This is a genomic window from Carnobacterium gallinarum DSM 4847 (assembly GCF_000744375.1).
Lineage (GTDB): Bacteria > Bacillota > Bacilli > Lactobacillales > Carnobacteriaceae > Carnobacterium > Carnobacterium gallinarum.
The window spans coordinates 1,455,772-1,471,562 of the sequence record NZ_JQLU01000005.1; the positions used below are offsets into that span (position 1 = coordinate 1,455,772).

Sequence of the window (15,791 nt, forward strand, 5' to 3'; positions counted from 1 at the left end):
AGTTACTAAGTATGATAAAATTACTCTCGGATCAATGAAAAATTAAGTGTTTCATTGACAAATAGGTTAGGAGGAAGAATATGTTAAAAAAAGGAATTGCTGAATTTATTGGGACATTCGTCTTAGTATTGTTTGGTACAGGAACAGCAGTGTTAGGTGGAGGAATTGAAGGAATTGGTACACTAGGAATTGCAATGGCTTTTGGTTTATCAATTGTTGCAATGGCATATAGTATTGGAACAGTTTCAGGTTGTCATGTAAATCCAGCAGTATCAGTTGCAATGTATGTCAACAAACGTTTATCATTAACAGAATTAGCTTACTATATTGGTGGTCAAATTCTTGGAGCACTTGCTGGAACAGCGGTATTAAAGGCTATTTTAGTAAGCTCAGATTTAGACGTTGCCAATTTAGGGCAAAATGGTTTTGGTAAATTAGGTAGCATGGGTGCCTTTTTAGTAGAAGCAATTTTAACATTCGTATTTGTTTTAGTTATTATAGTAGTAACAGGTAAACACGGAAACCCTGCATTTGCAGGATTAGTAATTGGATTAACTTTAGTTTTAATTCATTTATTAGGGATTCCATTAACTGGAACTTCAGTAAACCCAGCAAGAAGTATCTCACCAGCGATTTTTGCCGGTGGCGAAGCATTGTCTCAACTATGGGTCTTCATTCTAGCTCCAATTGTTGGCGGAATTTTAGCAGCAATCGTTGGAAAATCATTATTAGGTAGTGAAGAAGCGTAATTAAAGCTTAAACAAAAGAGTCAGCTCTAGGCTAATAACTAGAATTGACTCTTTTTTTTATTCCGTTAAATTAAAGAAAAAGAGAAAATACTAGAACTAGATTACATAACGATGAAAAGAATGAATAAATTAAAAAAATAGGTGTTGTTTCAGATTTAGAAAGTCATAAAAGTTAGTGAAATAAAAAAATCAGACTTTAGTCCGATATGTTTAATATTACATTTGTGAGACATCTTCGTGTAGCGGTAGTCTTTATTTAAAATCTTATGTTACAATGTTGTAAGTGTTAAAGAAGCACATTAAAAATTAAAATAAAACCTAAACATATAAAAATAAAAACCAACTTACATGGAGGAATTTAGAGTGAAAAAACGTTTACTTACTTTAGTGATTGCAGGAACTTTATCAGTAACAGCTTTAGCATCACCTTTAACAGTATTAGCAGATGAGTACTCAGATAAAATTGATGCTCAAAACCAAAAAATTAAAGAGATTGAAACACAAGAACAAGATGTTAAAACAAAATTATCAGGTGTGACAAAAGAAATCGTAGTTGCTGAAGAAAAAGCACGTACATTGATAGAACAAAGCGAAGCAACACAAAAAGAAATGGACAAATTAACTACACAAATTACTGATTTAAATGAAAAGATTGAAAGTAGAACGGCTCAATTAGAAAAACAAGCTCGTGCTGTTCAAGTAAGTGCAGGTAGCGAAGGATATGTAGATTTCATTTTATCAGCAGAATCATTATCTGACGTTGTTGGACGTGTAGATGTTGTTGCTCAAATGGTTTCAGCTAATCGTGAACTCGTTAAAGCTCAAGCAGACGATAAAGCATCTGTTGAAGCTAGCAAAACAAAAACAGAAGAAAAATTAGCAGATCAACGTAAAGTTACAGGCGAATTAGAAAAATTAAAAGGTGAACTTGAAGGCAAAAAACTTGAGCAAGAATCAGCTGTAGCAACATTAGCTGCTTCAAAAACAACTGCTGAAGGTGAACGTGATACATTTATTGCTAAAAAAGATGAAGCTGATAAAAAAGCTGCGGCATTAGCAGCAGCAACACTTGCAGCAAAAACTCCACCACCAGCACCAGTTCAAACGGATGCTCCAAAAAATGTACCTAACAATGCTGGAACAGATACACCTGCGATTCAAATGCCATCTACAAGTGGAACTGTAACAGCTGCAGAAGGACAAGCAATTGTTGCTGAAGCTGCTAACTATTTAGGAACACCTTATGTATGGGCTGGGAAATCTCCAGGAGGTTTTGATTGCTCGGGCTTTACAGGATATGTTTATAGCCGTGTATTAGGTAAATCAATTGGTGGATTTACAGTTCCTCAAGAATCATCTGGTGTTGAAGTACCAATGAGTGCTTTACAAGCAGGAGATTTATTATTCTGGGGCGCTCGTGGTTCAACTCATCACGTAGCAATCTATGTTGGTGGCGGAACCTATATTCATGCTCCACAAACTGGCGACGTTGTAAAATACCAAAGCTTGAGTGGATATGCTCCATCATTTGCAATCCGTGTTGTAAAATAATTCAGTTAAATCATGCTTAAACAGATAAGGGAATCTTCCTTTGTCTGTTTTTTTTGCTAAAAAAGAAGATAGTTTATATGAGAGTTTTTTAATAGAAAGTTATTACAATCATTAGTTTATGCTATAATTAAATTTACATTAAAAAATTAAGAAAGAGTGGTTTATTTTACATGAAAAAATATATAGTCTTGTTATTTTTATTTATGGGTATTATGATTAGTATCCAAAAAGGGAGACTTGTTGTGGCGGTTGGAGAAGTTGTGGATGCTACAGACAAGACCGTATTTGGAAGCAATGCTTTGGAAGCAAATTCGACAAAAAATCAAAGTGCGCAATTGCAGGATATTTTAGATGAAGCAACAAAACAATCCAAAAGAGTATATATTCCAAAAGGAAGTTATATAATCAATGAATCAATTAACCTTTCAGCGAACTATCAACTAGTTGGAGATACTCAAGGTGCTACAGTTTTAATAAATAACTCTGGTGGAGAAGTTCTTTTAACGGATGCTAGTTATTCCAGAACAAAGAATGTTTTGATTCAAAATTTATTTTTAGATGGTGTAAGTATCTTTTCTCGTTTATCTGATACTATTTCAGTGGAGAATAATGTATTTTACAATTTAGCCTCTAAATTTCCAGTAGATTTAAATGCTTCCAATGATGCAACAATCAATCATAATATTTTTATGCGTGATGCAACTCATTCTCAGCCTAATGATACTTATAACCGAGCCGTTTATATTGGGGGTTACTCAACACAAAATCGTTTTGAACATATGGAAAATACTGTAGCAAATGGAAATTTATTTGGCTTGAAACTTGATGAATTAGATGCAATTAAGAGTTTTAGTCCAGCAGAAACAGATAAAATTATTGTAAATTTGCAAAAGGCAATTACTGAGAAAAAAATTGAGATTACTGGTGGAAATGAACAAAATTATTTTTCAACGGGAATTAACTCATATAGCATGTTAAAGCAAGCAGAGATAAAAGATAATCTATTCTACCAAAACTATGATAATGCAGATATGCATGGTGTATCTGGAGATCATGCGATTTACTTAAGAGGTTCACAAGATATTCAAGTTGTTGGAAATCATTTACGAGGATTACATAATGGTCCAGCAGGCGGCTTCAAATTCAAATCAGGTAGAAATATTACAATTATGAACAATTATTTAAGAAATACAGGAATCATTATGTATGGTACTCCTGAATTTGGTTATGGCGATTCTTACGACCAAGGAACAATTTCTGAACTATCAGGTTGGCTAGTTGCTAATAATACATTTGATTGGAAATACTGGCAAGAAAAATATGCTATTGGGATTGAGTATAATAAGCATACCGGAGATACGAATGTTACAAATGGTGTTTTTATGGACAACCAGTTTGTGAATTATCATAATATACCAGCTAATCGAAGACGTGGCTTGTTAATTGCGGATGGTGGTGGGTTTAGACCAGACAATACGTATGTTGCTAACAATACACGAGATGATACAACTGATAAAAAACTAGACGTTGAATATTGGAGTACAGAAGACTATTTAAAAATGCCGACTGATTGGAAAGCGTTAGTAGATGCAAGTTTGTATGATCGTTACAAGGACGCTTATGTTCCTGTTCGTAATACCTTGCCAATTCCAATAAATAATCAAGTTATTTTGCAAGGAACAACAATTGATCCACTAACATTAGTAGCCGCTACACATGATCAAGATGAAGCAGCTCCAACAGCAAAAATTTTAAATCCAGAAGCTTTAAAGCTTGTAGGAAAACAATCGGTTCATATCCAGTTAGACTATAAGGACGGTTCTATTGTAGAAATTCAAACTGAAGTTCAAGTTGATCCATTACCAATAGGGCAAGTAACGATTCACTATCAAGATGAAGCTGGCAAAAAACTAGCACCAACTAAAGTAGTAACTGGTGCAGTTGGTAGTAGTTTCCAAGCAACACCAGAAATCATTGAAGGCTATACTCTTAAAACCATTCCAACAAATGAAACAGGAACCTATACAGACACGCCTCAAACGGTAACGTATATTTACGAACGAACAATGGGTGCTTCAGTTCATAGTTATTATAAAAATGCGACAGATGGTACAGAGTTAGCAAATTCAGAAATAGTGACAGGTTATCTTGGTGATGCATATACTACAACCGTTAAGGAGATCGAAGGCTATGATTTGACAACAACGCCACCAAATCAGACTGGTTTATTTACAACCCAAGAACAATCAGTGATCTATCTTTATACAAAAAAAGCACCAATTATTATTGATAAACAAGAACTTTTAACAGAAATTGCCAAAGTCAAACTAATCGATTCTGCTCTTTATACAGATGAAAGTTACAATCGATTAATGACTGTTTTAACGCAAGCTGATGCAGTCGCAAATGATCCATTAGCAACACAAGATGCCGTGAATCAAGCTGTTGAAGACTTATTAAAAGCTGTTGAAAGCTTAGTTGAAAAACCAGCAGGACAATTGGATAAGGTCGCATTAGTTCAAGCGATTGATGATGGAAAGATGCTGAATCCTAAAGAATATACGGTAGAAAGTTTCAAGCAAATGACGGATGCATTAGCTATTGCAGAAGAAATTAATAAAAATGCTACTGCAAGTCAGATGGAAATTGATTCGGCAACAGCACAGTTAGTAACAGCTATTCAGAATTTAGTTAAAATTCCAGCATTAGAATTACAAAAACTAGTAGATGTGATTCAACAAGCAAAAGGAATTGATGGGCTGCTTTATACAGATGAAAGCTATGCTAATTTGAAGAGTATTTTGCAATTAGCAGAGAATTTAATTCAAGATATAGCAAATGATCCAACATCATTCATTCAAGCAGATATTGATTTTATGGTGAATCAACTAACATTAGCTATTCAAGATTTAATTGAAAAGCCTATTATTCTTCCAGTAAATAAAGATGCTTTAACGAGCCATATTCAACAAGCTGAATTACTTGTAGCCAAAGATTACACAGTAGACAGTTTTAATATGCTCTTAGCAGAATTAGCTTTAGCCCAGCAAGTAAGGGATGATGAGAATGCAACGCAAGAAGCAGTTGATGAAGCAGAACAAAAGCTACGGTTAGCGATACAACAATTAGTAGTAGTTGAAGAAGTGCAATTAAACTTTGATGCTTTGCAACAAGCAATTCAACAAGCAGAGGCATTGGATGAGAGTTTATATACTCCAGAAAGTTTTGCTCGACTACAAAAAGAATTACAAATTGCCAAACAGTTTATGTTGCAATTTAGCAGAAATATCATTACACAAGCTGATATCGACCAAAGAACAACTAGTTTAATCGCGGCTATAAATCAACTTGATAAGATTAAAGAGACAGTTGAAGATCCAGCTGAAGAGAAACCGGATGAAGAGCTTCCAATTAAGGAACAACCGCCAAAAGGTGATTCAGCTGAGGAAGAAATAGACGATAAAGGGACAACACCTCTTGCAAAAGAAAATGAGTTACTCAATAAACCAACAGGAGTAGCTAAAAAAGATCCAGCAGGGAATGAAACGTATTTACCAAAAACAGGTGAATCGGATTCCATGATGTTTGGTGCCATATTAGGGAGTTTATTACTCATTCTAAATGGAAGTTATTATTACATTCGTAGGATTAAAAATTAACTAAATTAAAAACGTGACTAGGTAGAATATATCTCCTAGTCACGTTTATTTTTATGCATTTAAGCAGTCACAGCGTGTTTATCCTTTTTAATAATACGACTTAATACCAAGGTTAAAATAACGCAACCGATCGCCATACCAATTGCATAAATAAACATCATGTTATAACCTGTTTTGCCAGAATACTTATCTAACCAGCCACCAATCATAGTATACATAAAGACATCTGGAAAATATCCTAAGCAAGAAACAACACCTGAAACTCGTCCAGTCATTTCTACAGGGAAACCAGCATCATCAATAATCGCAAAATATTGACTACGAACAACGTAGATAAAGAATAAACCAAAAATGAAATTCGTAATAACAACATTCGCTAATCCAGCGCTAACAGGAAGGACGATAAATCCAGCAAATGAAGCTCCTAATAAAACTGCACCAATTAAAATAATCTTCACTCTAGAGCCAATTTTATCTGCTAAAAAGCCACCAATAATCCCACCAAAGGCTTGCACAATATAACGAATTCCACCTAAAGTTGTACCAGTAGAAACAGAAATCCCATAGACATTAATAGCATACGTATTAATATAACCTAAAATACCATAGATGCTATAAGCAGTGAAGACAATCCCAACTAATACCCAAACTCTAGGCGATTTCAATGAACTGAAAACACCTTTCGTCACGTCTAAAAAGCTTTGAGTTTGTTCTTCTGCTTGAGTATCTTCAATGATAAACCAATTTAAAATACCGATAATAATAACAGTAATCGCACAAATCCGAATCGCCCAAGCAGTTCCAACAACCGTATCGCTGAATTGATTATAGGCAAAAGTCATACCAAAAACTAGAAAGGCATTTAAAATTCCCCGAAGGCCTTCTTGTAAACCGAATAAACGACCTTGTTCAGAACTATCTCCTAACATTCGTGTCGCCTTAATACAAGCTGACCAATAGGTAATAATCGTGGAAACCCCCATCAAGACAAAAATAATCCGACTAATAGTAAACCCTGGGAAAGTTGAGAACCATAAGCCTAAAAGCCCTGTTGCCAAGAAAGAAAAAGTTAATAACTTCCTAGCTGAAAATTTATCCGCTACAATTCCACCAATAAAATAAGAAAATGTCGCCATTGTTGCGTACCCAGAAGATAATATCCCCATCTGTGTATTCGTTAAGTTCATGGCTTGTTGGATAGGAACATAAAAAGTCTCTCGAATATAAGGCAATTGAAAAATAATTCCTGCTCCAGCAGACAATAACAGCAAAGTCCCATATTTTTTAATAAATGCTTTGTCCATAAATAAATAACCTCCAATTTATTTTTAATAAATATACAAAAAAAGAGAGAGAAACGTCCAATGACGTTACTCTCTCTCAGCTCTCGTAACTGGTATCAGTATAAAACGCATAGAAAGCGCTGTCAACATCTTTTTTTTAAAGATAGATAAATGAAGAAATGAGCAAAGAAATTAATTGTGCTATCTATAGTAACAATTTTTTTGTAGTAAAAAGTCACTAGAAAAAATAAAAAAACGATTGACATTTGAAACGCTTTCAAATATACTTTTGGTAGTTGCTAGAGACGAAAGAGAAGCGACTCCTAATAATAGGAGTGCGCTTTTTTTTGTTTTTCTAAATGAAATTGGCCAAATTTTCATGCAAACTGTATCACGATCAAGTATTGTAAAAAATGAAATATTGGAGGAAAACAATGACTTTAACAAGAGAAGCTATCGTAAACAAAATGGAAGAATTCGTAGGAAAGGAAAATATCCTAACGAACGAAACAGTATTAAAAGAAAGCAGTGTCGATCGTTACCGTAAATACGAAGAATACAATGGTGTATTTACTCGTCCGATACCAGCAGCTATCGTGAAAGTTCATTCAGCAGAAGAAGTATCAAAAGTATTGAGTTTCTGTAATGAACATAAAATTAATGTTATTCCAAGAACTGGTAACTCAGCATTAGAAAGAATGTTAGAGTCAACTAAAGAAAACCATATTATCTTAGATGGTTCTGAAATGAAAGAAATTATTAAAATTGATGAATATAATATGCAAGTAACGACTGGAGCAGGTGTTGAACTAGAAGCTCTAGAAGAACTATTACGTAAAAAAGGCTTAACAACAGGACATTCTCCACAATCTAAACCTTTAGCACAAATGGGTGGGTTAGTAGCAGTTAGAAGTATCGGACAATTCTCAACGCTTTATGGTGGAATTGAAGATATGATTGTTGGATTAGAAGCAGTTTTCCCAAATGGTGAAATTACTCGTATTAAGAATGTTCCTAGAAGAGCAGCAGGTCCAGATATTCGCCACGTTGTTGTTGGAAATGAAGGTGCATTATGCTTTATTACTGAAGTGACCGTTAAAATTTTCCCTTATATGCCAGAAAACAACAAATTCCTAGGGTACACATTAGATAATCTAAGTACTGGTTTTGAGATTTTACGTAAAGTCATGGTTTCAGGTTACAAACCATCCGTTGCACGTTTATATGATGAAGCAGATGCAGTGGGACATTTCTCTCATTTTGCTGATGGAAAATGTGTCTTACTCTTCATGGCAGAAGGCGCTAAAACAGTTGCTGAAGCAAATCACAAAGGGATTGCTGAATTAGTTGCAGAATATAGCGATGTAAAACAAGTAGACAGCCAATTAATTGAAGACTGGTTCAACCAATTAAACTGGGGTCCAGCACAAGTCGAAGAAGAAAGAGAAGAAATTCTACAAACTGAGAATGTTGGTTTTACAACTGAGATTGCCAGTGATTGGGAAAATATTCATAAAATCTATGAAGCTGTAGTGAAACGTGTTCCAGCTGAAGTTCCAGATGTTACATGGATTGGTGGACACTCATCTCATAGTTATATTAACGGAACAAACTTATACTTTGTTTACTACTACAACATCGTAGACATTAAACCAGAAGAAGAGATCACAAAATACCACAATCCAATCAACCAAATTATTGTAGAAGAGTCATTAAAACATGGCGGAACAATGGTTCATCATCATGGTGTTGGGAAAGCAAGAGCTCCATGGATTAAAGAAGAATATGGTTCATCGTACTATATCTTAGAGACATTGATGAAAGCTTTTGATCCAAATAACATCATGAACGCTGGGAATATTATCCCAACTGAATTTTTAGAGAACTAAGTTATGAAGGTTGTAGTGTGCTTTTCCTTAGTGGAAGATATTGATAATCTATCCAAACGAGAGTGGGCACTTATTCAAGAACAGTCTAGTGACCAATCAATGATCCGAAAAAAAGTCGGATTATCTGAGGAAAGTGCGCTAGAACAAGTTTTACGAATCCCACAAATGCTACCGAATCATGAAGAAATAGCCTTAGAAGCAGTTAGTTTTTATTACCAAGAATCAACGGAACAAGTGAATCTTTCAACTAAGCTAACCGCTCTGGGTTATCACGTAACCAATTTTTATGGAGCAGAATTTATTCGCTATCAAGCACAGAAAAAAGGCGATATTCTTAGAACCTATTTGGACCAATCAAAGCAGACCGATTTATTCGTTTTTGCTCATGAGAATGAAGTTCTTGGATTTGACGAATTGCCTTACTATTTAGCTGAAAAGTTAGAAGTACCATTAATTTCCAATGTTGCAAAGATAGAAGAAATAACTACTAAAAAGTTGCTTCTTTCAGTGAACCAACCTAATGGAACAGCGCTGGTGGAAGTCGACTTACCAGCAATTATTACGATCGGTCTTTCTACGATTACTCATTTGAGGATGCCAACGTTAAAAGATCGTATTCAAACAAAGAATAATCCCATCAATAAGATTCAAATTCAACAAAATTATCCAGAAATTGAACAGCCAAATTATTCAAAATCACTACCTGAACAATGGAAACCCATTGAGTTAAAGCCACGTATTGGAAAAATAACAACTTTGGCAGATGAAGAATCCATTGAGGAAGTCTATCAATTGTTAATGGAAGGGAGTAAAGATAAATGAAGACTACTTTTGTCCTTCATGTAAATCATTTAGACTTCCAGAAACAAGTGCAGCAACTTGAAGAATTAGCAGATTCACTAACCAATACAGCACTAATAATGCCAGAACTATGGCTCCTTTGCCAAAATAAAGCGCAATATAGAGAAGTGGAAATTCTTTTTACTAGATTTTCAACGGTTCAAGTCCTTATTTGCGAGACTGTATGGACTGATTTTGTTTCTCACAAGGCTAATTTTCTTTCGTTAGTTGCTACAGAACAACCAGAAATGATTTTGTTTACTGGAGATCAGTTTGGTAAAGAGTTAGCAGCTAGAGTCAATGCTACGATGAAGAAAGATATTTATTTTAATGTAAAACAAATTCAACGGATAACCGAGAACGCTATCCAAATTCAACAAGAGTTATTTGGTAGTCAATTACTGGGGATTTCAGATTTACAAAAAATGCCGATAGTGTTAGTGCTAGCAGCAACCTACAATCAAAATAAATCTATACAAACAAAACAAGTAAAACCTAAGGTTGTAGAGATACGTGAGTTTGAACCTAAATCTTCAATTAAAAAAATTCGCGTTCTCAAAAAATACACTCAGCAATCCATAGATCTAGTAGCCAGTCCATTTATTGTGGCAATTGGTCGAGGTGTTCAATCTGAAATTGGGGCCCAAGAAGCAAAAGAATTTGCTAGTAGGTATCATGGTGAAGTAGGTGGTACTCGTGCCGCAACAACTAATGGTTGGTTAAGTCACGATCGTTTAATTGGCGTTTCAGGGAAAAGCAGTCATGCAGATATTTGCTTAACATTAGGCGTATCCGGGCTACCGGCATTTACCAAAGGAATTGAGAACTGCAAAAAAATTATTGCTGTTAATAAAGATTCAGAGGCTTTGATTTTTAATAACTGTGATATTGGATTTGTATGCGAAAGCCAAGAATTTATCGAAAAATTGTTAGAAAGAAGGGAGAAAGGTGATGGCTGAATTAATAGAAGACATGACGATCAAATACGAAGATTATTTATCAGATGAATCTAAGCTACATGGTTTTGCCAAAACAATCTCCTTCCCTAAAACAGAACATGAAGTGCAACAGATTTTAGCGAAATGTCAACAAAAGGAGCTAACCTTTACGATTCAAGGTGGTAAAACTGGGATTTGTGGTGGCGCCGTTCCTAATTCGGAGCATGTTATCAATTTAGCCCAATTAAAAGAACGTTTATGGGCAGAAAAAGATGCTGCAACGGGGAACGTAATCGTAGAGATTAGTAGTGGTTTTACATTATTAGAGCTACATGAAATGCTACGAAAAAAGGAATTTGGACAACAAGAGATGCGCCGAATAGTTGATAAAAAGCTCACTTATTGCTGGTTGCCTGATCCAACAGAAGAGTCGGCAACAATCGGTGGAATCTTAGCAACTAATGCAAATGGACCATGTAGCAAAAAATATGGTGGATTAACCAATCATATTCAAGAAATCCGTGTATTATTGCCAAATGGGGAGATACTTGAAATTCCAAAAGATCGTTATTTACTCGAAGCAGGTCAGATTAATCTGCCAAATGGTCAAAGATTACCATTAGAAAATCAACAATTTGCGACAGCCTTTTCAGGTGATTTGCTTGATTTATTTATTGGTAGTGAGGGTTTGTATGGTGTGATTTTAAGTGCCAAATTAATCGTAGTTCCACAAGCCAATCAGCGCTGGATTGTAACTTTTTTCTTTGAAAATGAACTAGACGCAGGAACTTTTGCTCAGGAAATACTGATAGCAAAAGAATATGAACCGAGCATTGCTGCGATTGAATTTATGGATGATCAAACAATTAGTCTGTTAGATCGTGAAAAGTATACATTGGATAAGATTAAGGAGCTGCCTGATGTAGCAGAACAATTTAACTGCTTAGTTTACGTGGAAATTCATGAAGATTCTGAGGAAGCCATGCTACAAACAGGTGAATGGTTAATTGAAAAAGCAATGGAGAATCATAGTGATGTGGATGCTTCTTGGGTAGCATCTGAATTAGCTGAGATTGATCGCCTGCATGCTTATCGACATGGAGCGCCAGAATTAATTAATCGAGCGATGGAAGGTAATCAGCAAAAATGTCAAATGGTTACTAAGTTAGCTACAGATTATTCGATTATGAATGCAGAATTTTCACTAGTTTTAGCGAGTTATCGTGAGATTCTAAAAATGTGTCAAATGCCGTATTTTATTTTTGGACATATGTTAAATGGACATCTACATGTGAATTTTCTACCAGAAAATGAAGCAGAGATTGAAGAAAGCAAGGTCTATCTCAATCAATTAGCTGAATTTGTCCTGAGTCAAAACGGGCAATTAGCTTCAGAGCATGGCTTAGGTAAATTAAAAGCAAGTCTATTAAATCGTGAACTCTTTGTTGCGAAACAAGTAGCTGCTTTAGCAGAGGTCAAAGATTATTTTGATCCAACTCAATTAATGAATCCAGGGAATCAGCGATGGTTATAAAAATAGGTGTTTTTATCAAACAAGTTCCAGCTAATTCAGATGGGAAAATGGATCCTAAAAAAGGTCTTCTAATCAGAAAAGGTGAACCTAAAAAATTCAATGTTTTTGATTATTCAGCTTTAGAACTAGCTTTTCATATTAAAACCATTCTATCAGATGTTGAAATTAGTTGTTTTACAATGGGACCGGACGAGTCAGAGGCTATATTGTATGAAGGGTTGGCGTTAGGAGCAGATAAGGCATATCATATTTGTGATCGCGCATTTTCAGGAGCAGATGCACTGGTCACGTCCTATACATTAAGCCAATGTGTCGATCACGTTGCTGATTTTGATTTGTTGCTTTGTGGGAAACAAACAACTGATGGCGATACGGGGCAAGTTGGAAGTGGAATTGCTGCTTTTAAAGAAATTCCTTATATTGGAACAGTCAGTTTTTTAGACGCAGTAACAGATAAGACAATTACCGTTTCTCAAAAGTTAACGGATGGTTACCAAACAATTAAAGTTCCTTTTCCAGCATTACTTTCAACAGAAAAAGAATTGTATCCGATTCGGATTCCTTCTTTAAAAGGGAAAATTCAAGCTAAAAAACAAGTGATTCAACGAATAACACTACTGGATTTGCCAAATCAAAATGTAGCTGACTATGGTGCGAAAGGCTCACCAACTAGAGTTAGAAAAATTTACTCTGCTGCAATTCCACAAGAAATACGTGTGAATACCGAACCTATCCAGCAACAGACGGCACAAATCAAGCAAATTATGCAAGATTTAGGAGTATTGGGATGAAAAATGAGACGAATATAAAAGATATTGTTGTCTATGTGGAGCTTGAAAATCAAGAGCTAAGCCAGTTATCCTTGCAGTTAATCTCGAAAGCGAATGAGTTAACGAAAGTAACAGGAGGAGAAGTGTCTGCCTGCCTAGTTAGTCATCAAAAGGTAGCATTGCCAAGCTTGCCAGAGTGTTTAGCTGAATTAAAGATTTTTCAATTGATTCAACCGCGTTTTTTTATTGCCAATCACTATGCCCAACTGATTATTGCTTACCTTCAAGAAACGCAACCACTGTTAGTTTTAGTTGGATCAACTCCGATTGGAAAAGCGATGGCTCCAATTATTGCCGTAGCCTTTAAAACCGGATTAACTGCCGATTGTACGGACTTATTGATAGAGAATCAGACAATTGTCCAAGTTCGCCCAGCATATGGTGGGAATGTCCTTGCTGAAATAGTAACAAAAACAACACCAAAAGTTTGTACCATTCGAGAACATGCATTTTCAGAAAATCTCGTATTTACTAAATCAGTAACTAAAAAAATTAGTTATGAAGTGTTAAATTTAGAAACAAATGTTGAACTGCTTTATCAGAAGCCCATAAAAAAAGCAGAGAAGCAACAAAGTAGAATTAAAATTATTGTGGGAAAAGGGGTTAAAAAGAAAGCTGATTTAGAGTTAATTGAAAAATTATCTAAAAAAATAAACGGTGAAATACTCTGTTCTAGAGGATTAGTTGAAAGAGGTTGGTTTACACCAGAATCACAAGTTGGTTTATCTGGGAAAAGTCTGCAAGGGGACATTGTTATTACATTAGGTGTTTCAGGGTCTGTTCAATTCTGTTCGGGAATCAAAAATTGTAGTTGTGTGATTGCTGTAAACAATGATCCAAATGCTCGTATTTTTTCAGTAGCGACGTACTCCTTCTGCTCAGACCTATATGAAGTAGTTGAATCATTCATGAAAAATTAAGCAAATCTTCTATTCAAGTAACGGATGTGTTATAATTTTTATACAAAGTTATTGTTAGGGGTGTGCTTAATAGTGAAGGCAAATATTATCGAAGTACTAGAAGAGAATCCAATCGTAGCAGCAATAAAAGACAATAAAGGATTAGAAAAAGTGTTAACTTCTAGTTGTGAAGTTATTTTTGTACTATACGGCGATATTTGTTCAATTGGTGGCATTGTACAGAAATTAAAAGATGCTGGAAAATATGTATTTGTCGACATTGACCTAGTTGAAGGGACCTCAACCAAAGAAATTGTTGTAGATTTTATGAAAAATGTAACGAAAACCGATGGAATTATTAGTTCAAAAGCCTCAATTGTAAGAGCTGCAAAAGAAAAAGGTTTTTTTACGATTCATCGTTTCTTTTTAATCGATTCAAAATCATTTAAAAATTTACCAAAACAATATTCAAATTCAAAAGCAGATATTGTTGAAATACTACCAGGTGCGATGCCAAAAGTCTTAGGCTGGGTGCAAGAAGCTGTTAAAGTTCCAATTATTGCAAGCGGTTTAGTCTGTGATAAAGAAGACGTATTAATCGCTTTACGAGCTGGAGCAATAGCTGTTTCAAGTACAAATGAAGATGTTTGGGATAATATCTAACTTTATAATTAAATAGTTACAATAAAACGCATTGCTAGAGAGAAGAGAAAAGCAGACGCCTTATTTAGGTGTTTGCTTTTTTTGAATTAAAAAATTTAAATTTGTGTTCTTAATCATTTTGAAAGCGATTGCTTGTTGATGGATAAAATAAACCAGACAAATTAGGAGGAATTAATAATGAATATTACAGATTTTGAAATGGATTTCTTTTCACTAAAAGGTAAAGCTGCAATTGTAACTGGTGGAAACACAGGTTTAGGTCGTGCATTTGCACTAGCCTTGGCTAAAGCAGGAGCGAAGCTATTTATTCCAAGTATTGCTGAAGATGATGGAACGACGCAACAGTTAATTGAAGAAGCTGGCTCACAAATGACCTTTATGAAAGCTGATATTACAGCAGAAGGAATGCCTAAAAAGATTATTGCAGCTTGTAAAGAAGCTTATGGCAGTGTAGATATTGTTGTAAATTCAGCCGGTATTTGTAAAATTGCTGATGTTGAGAACTTTGGCAGAAATGAATGGGATCCAATGATTAGCCTGAATTTGACAGCAGCTTTTGAATTAAGCTATGAAGCATCAAAAGAAATGATTCCTCAAAAGAGTGGGAAAATTATCAATATTTGTTCATTATTCTCATTTTTAGGTGGACAATGGTCGCCTGCATATGCTGCAACGAAACATGGTTTAGCTGGTTTTACAAAAGCTTACTGTGATGAATTAGCACAATATAATATTCAAGTAAATGGCATTGCACCAGGCTATTATGCAACAGATATTACGTTGGAAACAAGAAGCAATCCTGAAACAAATCAACGAGTATTAGATCATATTCCAGCTAACAGATGGGGCGAAACTCTTGATTTAATGGGAACAACAGTCTTTTTAGCGAGTCGCGCTTCTGATTATGTCAATGGACATATATTAACAGTAGATGGTGGCTATTTAGTACGATAAAA

Annotated in this window: 12 protein-coding genes; 11 read left to right on the forward strand and 1 reads right to left on the reverse strand. The window is 35.0% G+C overall.

What is annotated here, in order from left to right:
• Positions 1-80 precede the first annotated feature (80 nt).
• The 3 genes from BR43_RS11460 to BR43_RS19175 all read left to right on the forward strand — a co-directional run bounded on the left by BR43_RS11460 (position 81) and on the right by BR43_RS19175 (position 5,959).
• On the forward strand, positions 81-749 hold the full coding sequence (locus BR43_RS11460; protein ID WP_034562091.1) for an aquaporin: 669 nt from the start codon (positions 81-83) through the stop codon (positions 747-749).
• 363 nt (positions 750-1,112) lie between these two features.
• Entirely contained in the window at positions 1,113-2,300 is a 1,188-nt protein-coding gene (locus BR43_RS11465; RefSeq protein ID WP_034562092.1) for a coiled-coil domain-containing protein, read from the forward strand.
• 170 nt (positions 2,301-2,470) lie between these two features.
• Positions 2,471-5,959 carry a MucBP domain-containing protein gene (locus tag BR43_RS19175; protein ID WP_051933934.1) on the forward strand — a complete coding sequence of 1,163 codons (3,489 nt, stop codon included), beginning with the start codon at positions 2,471-2,473 and terminating at the stop codon, positions 5,957-5,959.
• A gap of 59 nt (positions 5,960-6,018) precedes the next feature.
• Here the strand turns inward: BR43_RS19175 and BR43_RS11475 are convergent, their stop codons facing one another.
• A complete protein-coding gene (locus BR43_RS11475; RefSeq protein ID WP_034562093.1) occupies positions 6,019-7,263 on the reverse strand; it encodes an MFS transporter in 1,245 nt (414 codons plus the stop codon).
• Positions 7,264-7,676: 413 nt separating this feature from the next.
• Between BR43_RS11475 and BR43_RS11480 the strand changes: the two genes are divergently transcribed.
• From BR43_RS11480 to BR43_RS11515, 8 genes are all read left to right on the forward strand, one after another.
• Positions 7,677-9,131, forward strand: a complete 1,455-nt coding sequence (locus tag BR43_RS11480; protein WP_034562094.1) for an FAD-binding oxidoreductase — start codon at positions 7,677-7,679, stop codon at positions 9,129-9,131.
• Positions 9,132-9,134: 3 nt separating this feature from the next.
• Positions 9,135-9,953, forward strand: coding sequence for a hypothetical protein (locus BR43_RS11485; protein WP_034562095.1), 819 nt, complete (start codon positions 9,135-9,137; stop codon positions 9,951-9,953).
• Positions 9,950-10,930 (forward strand): FAD-binding protein, encoded by a 981-nt coding sequence (locus BR43_RS19180; protein ID WP_051933935.1) that lies wholly within the window; start codon positions 9,950-9,952, stop codon positions 10,928-10,930. The genes BR43_RS11485 and BR43_RS19180 overlap by 4 nt, the downstream gene beginning before the upstream one ends.
• On the forward strand, positions 10,923-12,443 hold the full coding sequence (locus BR43_RS11495) for an FAD-binding oxidoreductase (RefSeq protein WP_034562096.1): 1,521 nt from the start codon (positions 10,923-10,925) through the stop codon (positions 12,441-12,443). The genes BR43_RS19180 and BR43_RS11495 overlap by 8 nt, the downstream gene beginning before the upstream one ends.
• A complete protein-coding gene (locus tag BR43_RS11500; protein ID WP_051933936.1) occupies positions 12,434-13,234 on the forward strand; it encodes an electron transfer flavoprotein subunit beta/FixA family protein in 801 nt (266 codons plus the stop codon). Before BR43_RS11495 ends, BR43_RS11500 begins: the two co-directional genes overlap by 10 nt.
• Positions 13,231-14,193, forward strand: coding sequence for an electron transfer flavoprotein subunit alpha/FixB family protein (locus tag BR43_RS11505; RefSeq protein ID WP_034562097.1), 963 nt, complete (start codon positions 13,231-13,233; stop codon positions 14,191-14,193). Before BR43_RS11500 ends, BR43_RS11505 begins: the two co-directional genes overlap by 4 nt.
• 72 nt (positions 14,194-14,265) lie before the next feature.
• Positions 14,266-14,835, forward strand: coding sequence for a glycerol-3-phosphate responsive antiterminator (locus tag BR43_RS11510; RefSeq protein ID WP_034562098.1), 570 nt, complete (start codon positions 14,266-14,268; stop codon positions 14,833-14,835).
• Between the two features lie 177 nt (positions 14,836-15,012).
• Positions 15,013-15,789 (forward strand): SDR family oxidoreductase, encoded by a 777-nt coding sequence (locus BR43_RS11515; RefSeq protein ID WP_211252924.1) that lies wholly within the window; start codon positions 15,013-15,015, stop codon positions 15,787-15,789.
• Positions 15,790-15,791: the final 2 nt, after the last annotated feature.

What these genes read in the sequence shown, in the direction of transcription:
- BR43_RS11460 (WP_034562091.1), top strand. Translation starts at nt 81, where the DNA reads ATGTTAAAAAAAGGAATTGCTGAATTTATTGGGACATTCGTCTTAGTA.
- BR43_RS19175 (WP_051933934.1), top strand. Translation starts at nt 2,471, where the DNA reads ATGAAAAAATATATAGTCTTGTTATTTTTATTTATGGGTATTATGATT.
- BR43_RS11475 (WP_034562093.1), bottom strand. Translation starts at nt 7,263, where the DNA reads ATGGACAAAGCATTTATTAAAAAATATGGGACTTTGCTGTTATTGTCT.
- BR43_RS11480 (WP_034562094.1), top strand. Translation starts at nt 7,677, where the DNA reads ATGACTTTAACAAGAGAAGCTATCGTAAACAAAATGGAAGAATTCGTA.
- BR43_RS11485 (WP_034562095.1), top strand. Translation starts at nt 9,135, where the DNA reads ATGAAGGTTGTAGTGTGCTTTTCCTTAGTGGAAGATATTGATAATCTA.
- BR43_RS19180 (WP_051933935.1), top strand. Translation starts at nt 9,950, where the DNA reads ATGAAGACTACTTTTGTCCTTCATGTAAATCATTTAGACTTCCAGAAA.
- BR43_RS11495 (WP_034562096.1), top strand. Translation starts at nt 10,923, where the DNA reads ATGGCTGAATTAATAGAAGACATGACGATCAAATACGAAGATTATTTA.
- BR43_RS11500 (WP_051933936.1), top strand. Translation starts at nt 12,434, where the DNA reads ATGGTTATAAAAATAGGTGTTTTTATCAAACAAGTTCCAGCTAATTCA.
- BR43_RS11505 (WP_034562097.1), top strand. Translation starts at nt 13,231, where the DNA reads ATGAAAAATGAGACGAATATAAAAGATATTGTTGTCTATGTGGAGCTT.
- BR43_RS11515 (WP_211252924.1), top strand. Translation starts at nt 15,013, where the DNA reads ATGAATATTACAGATTTTGAAATGGATTTCTTTTCACTAAAAGGTAAA.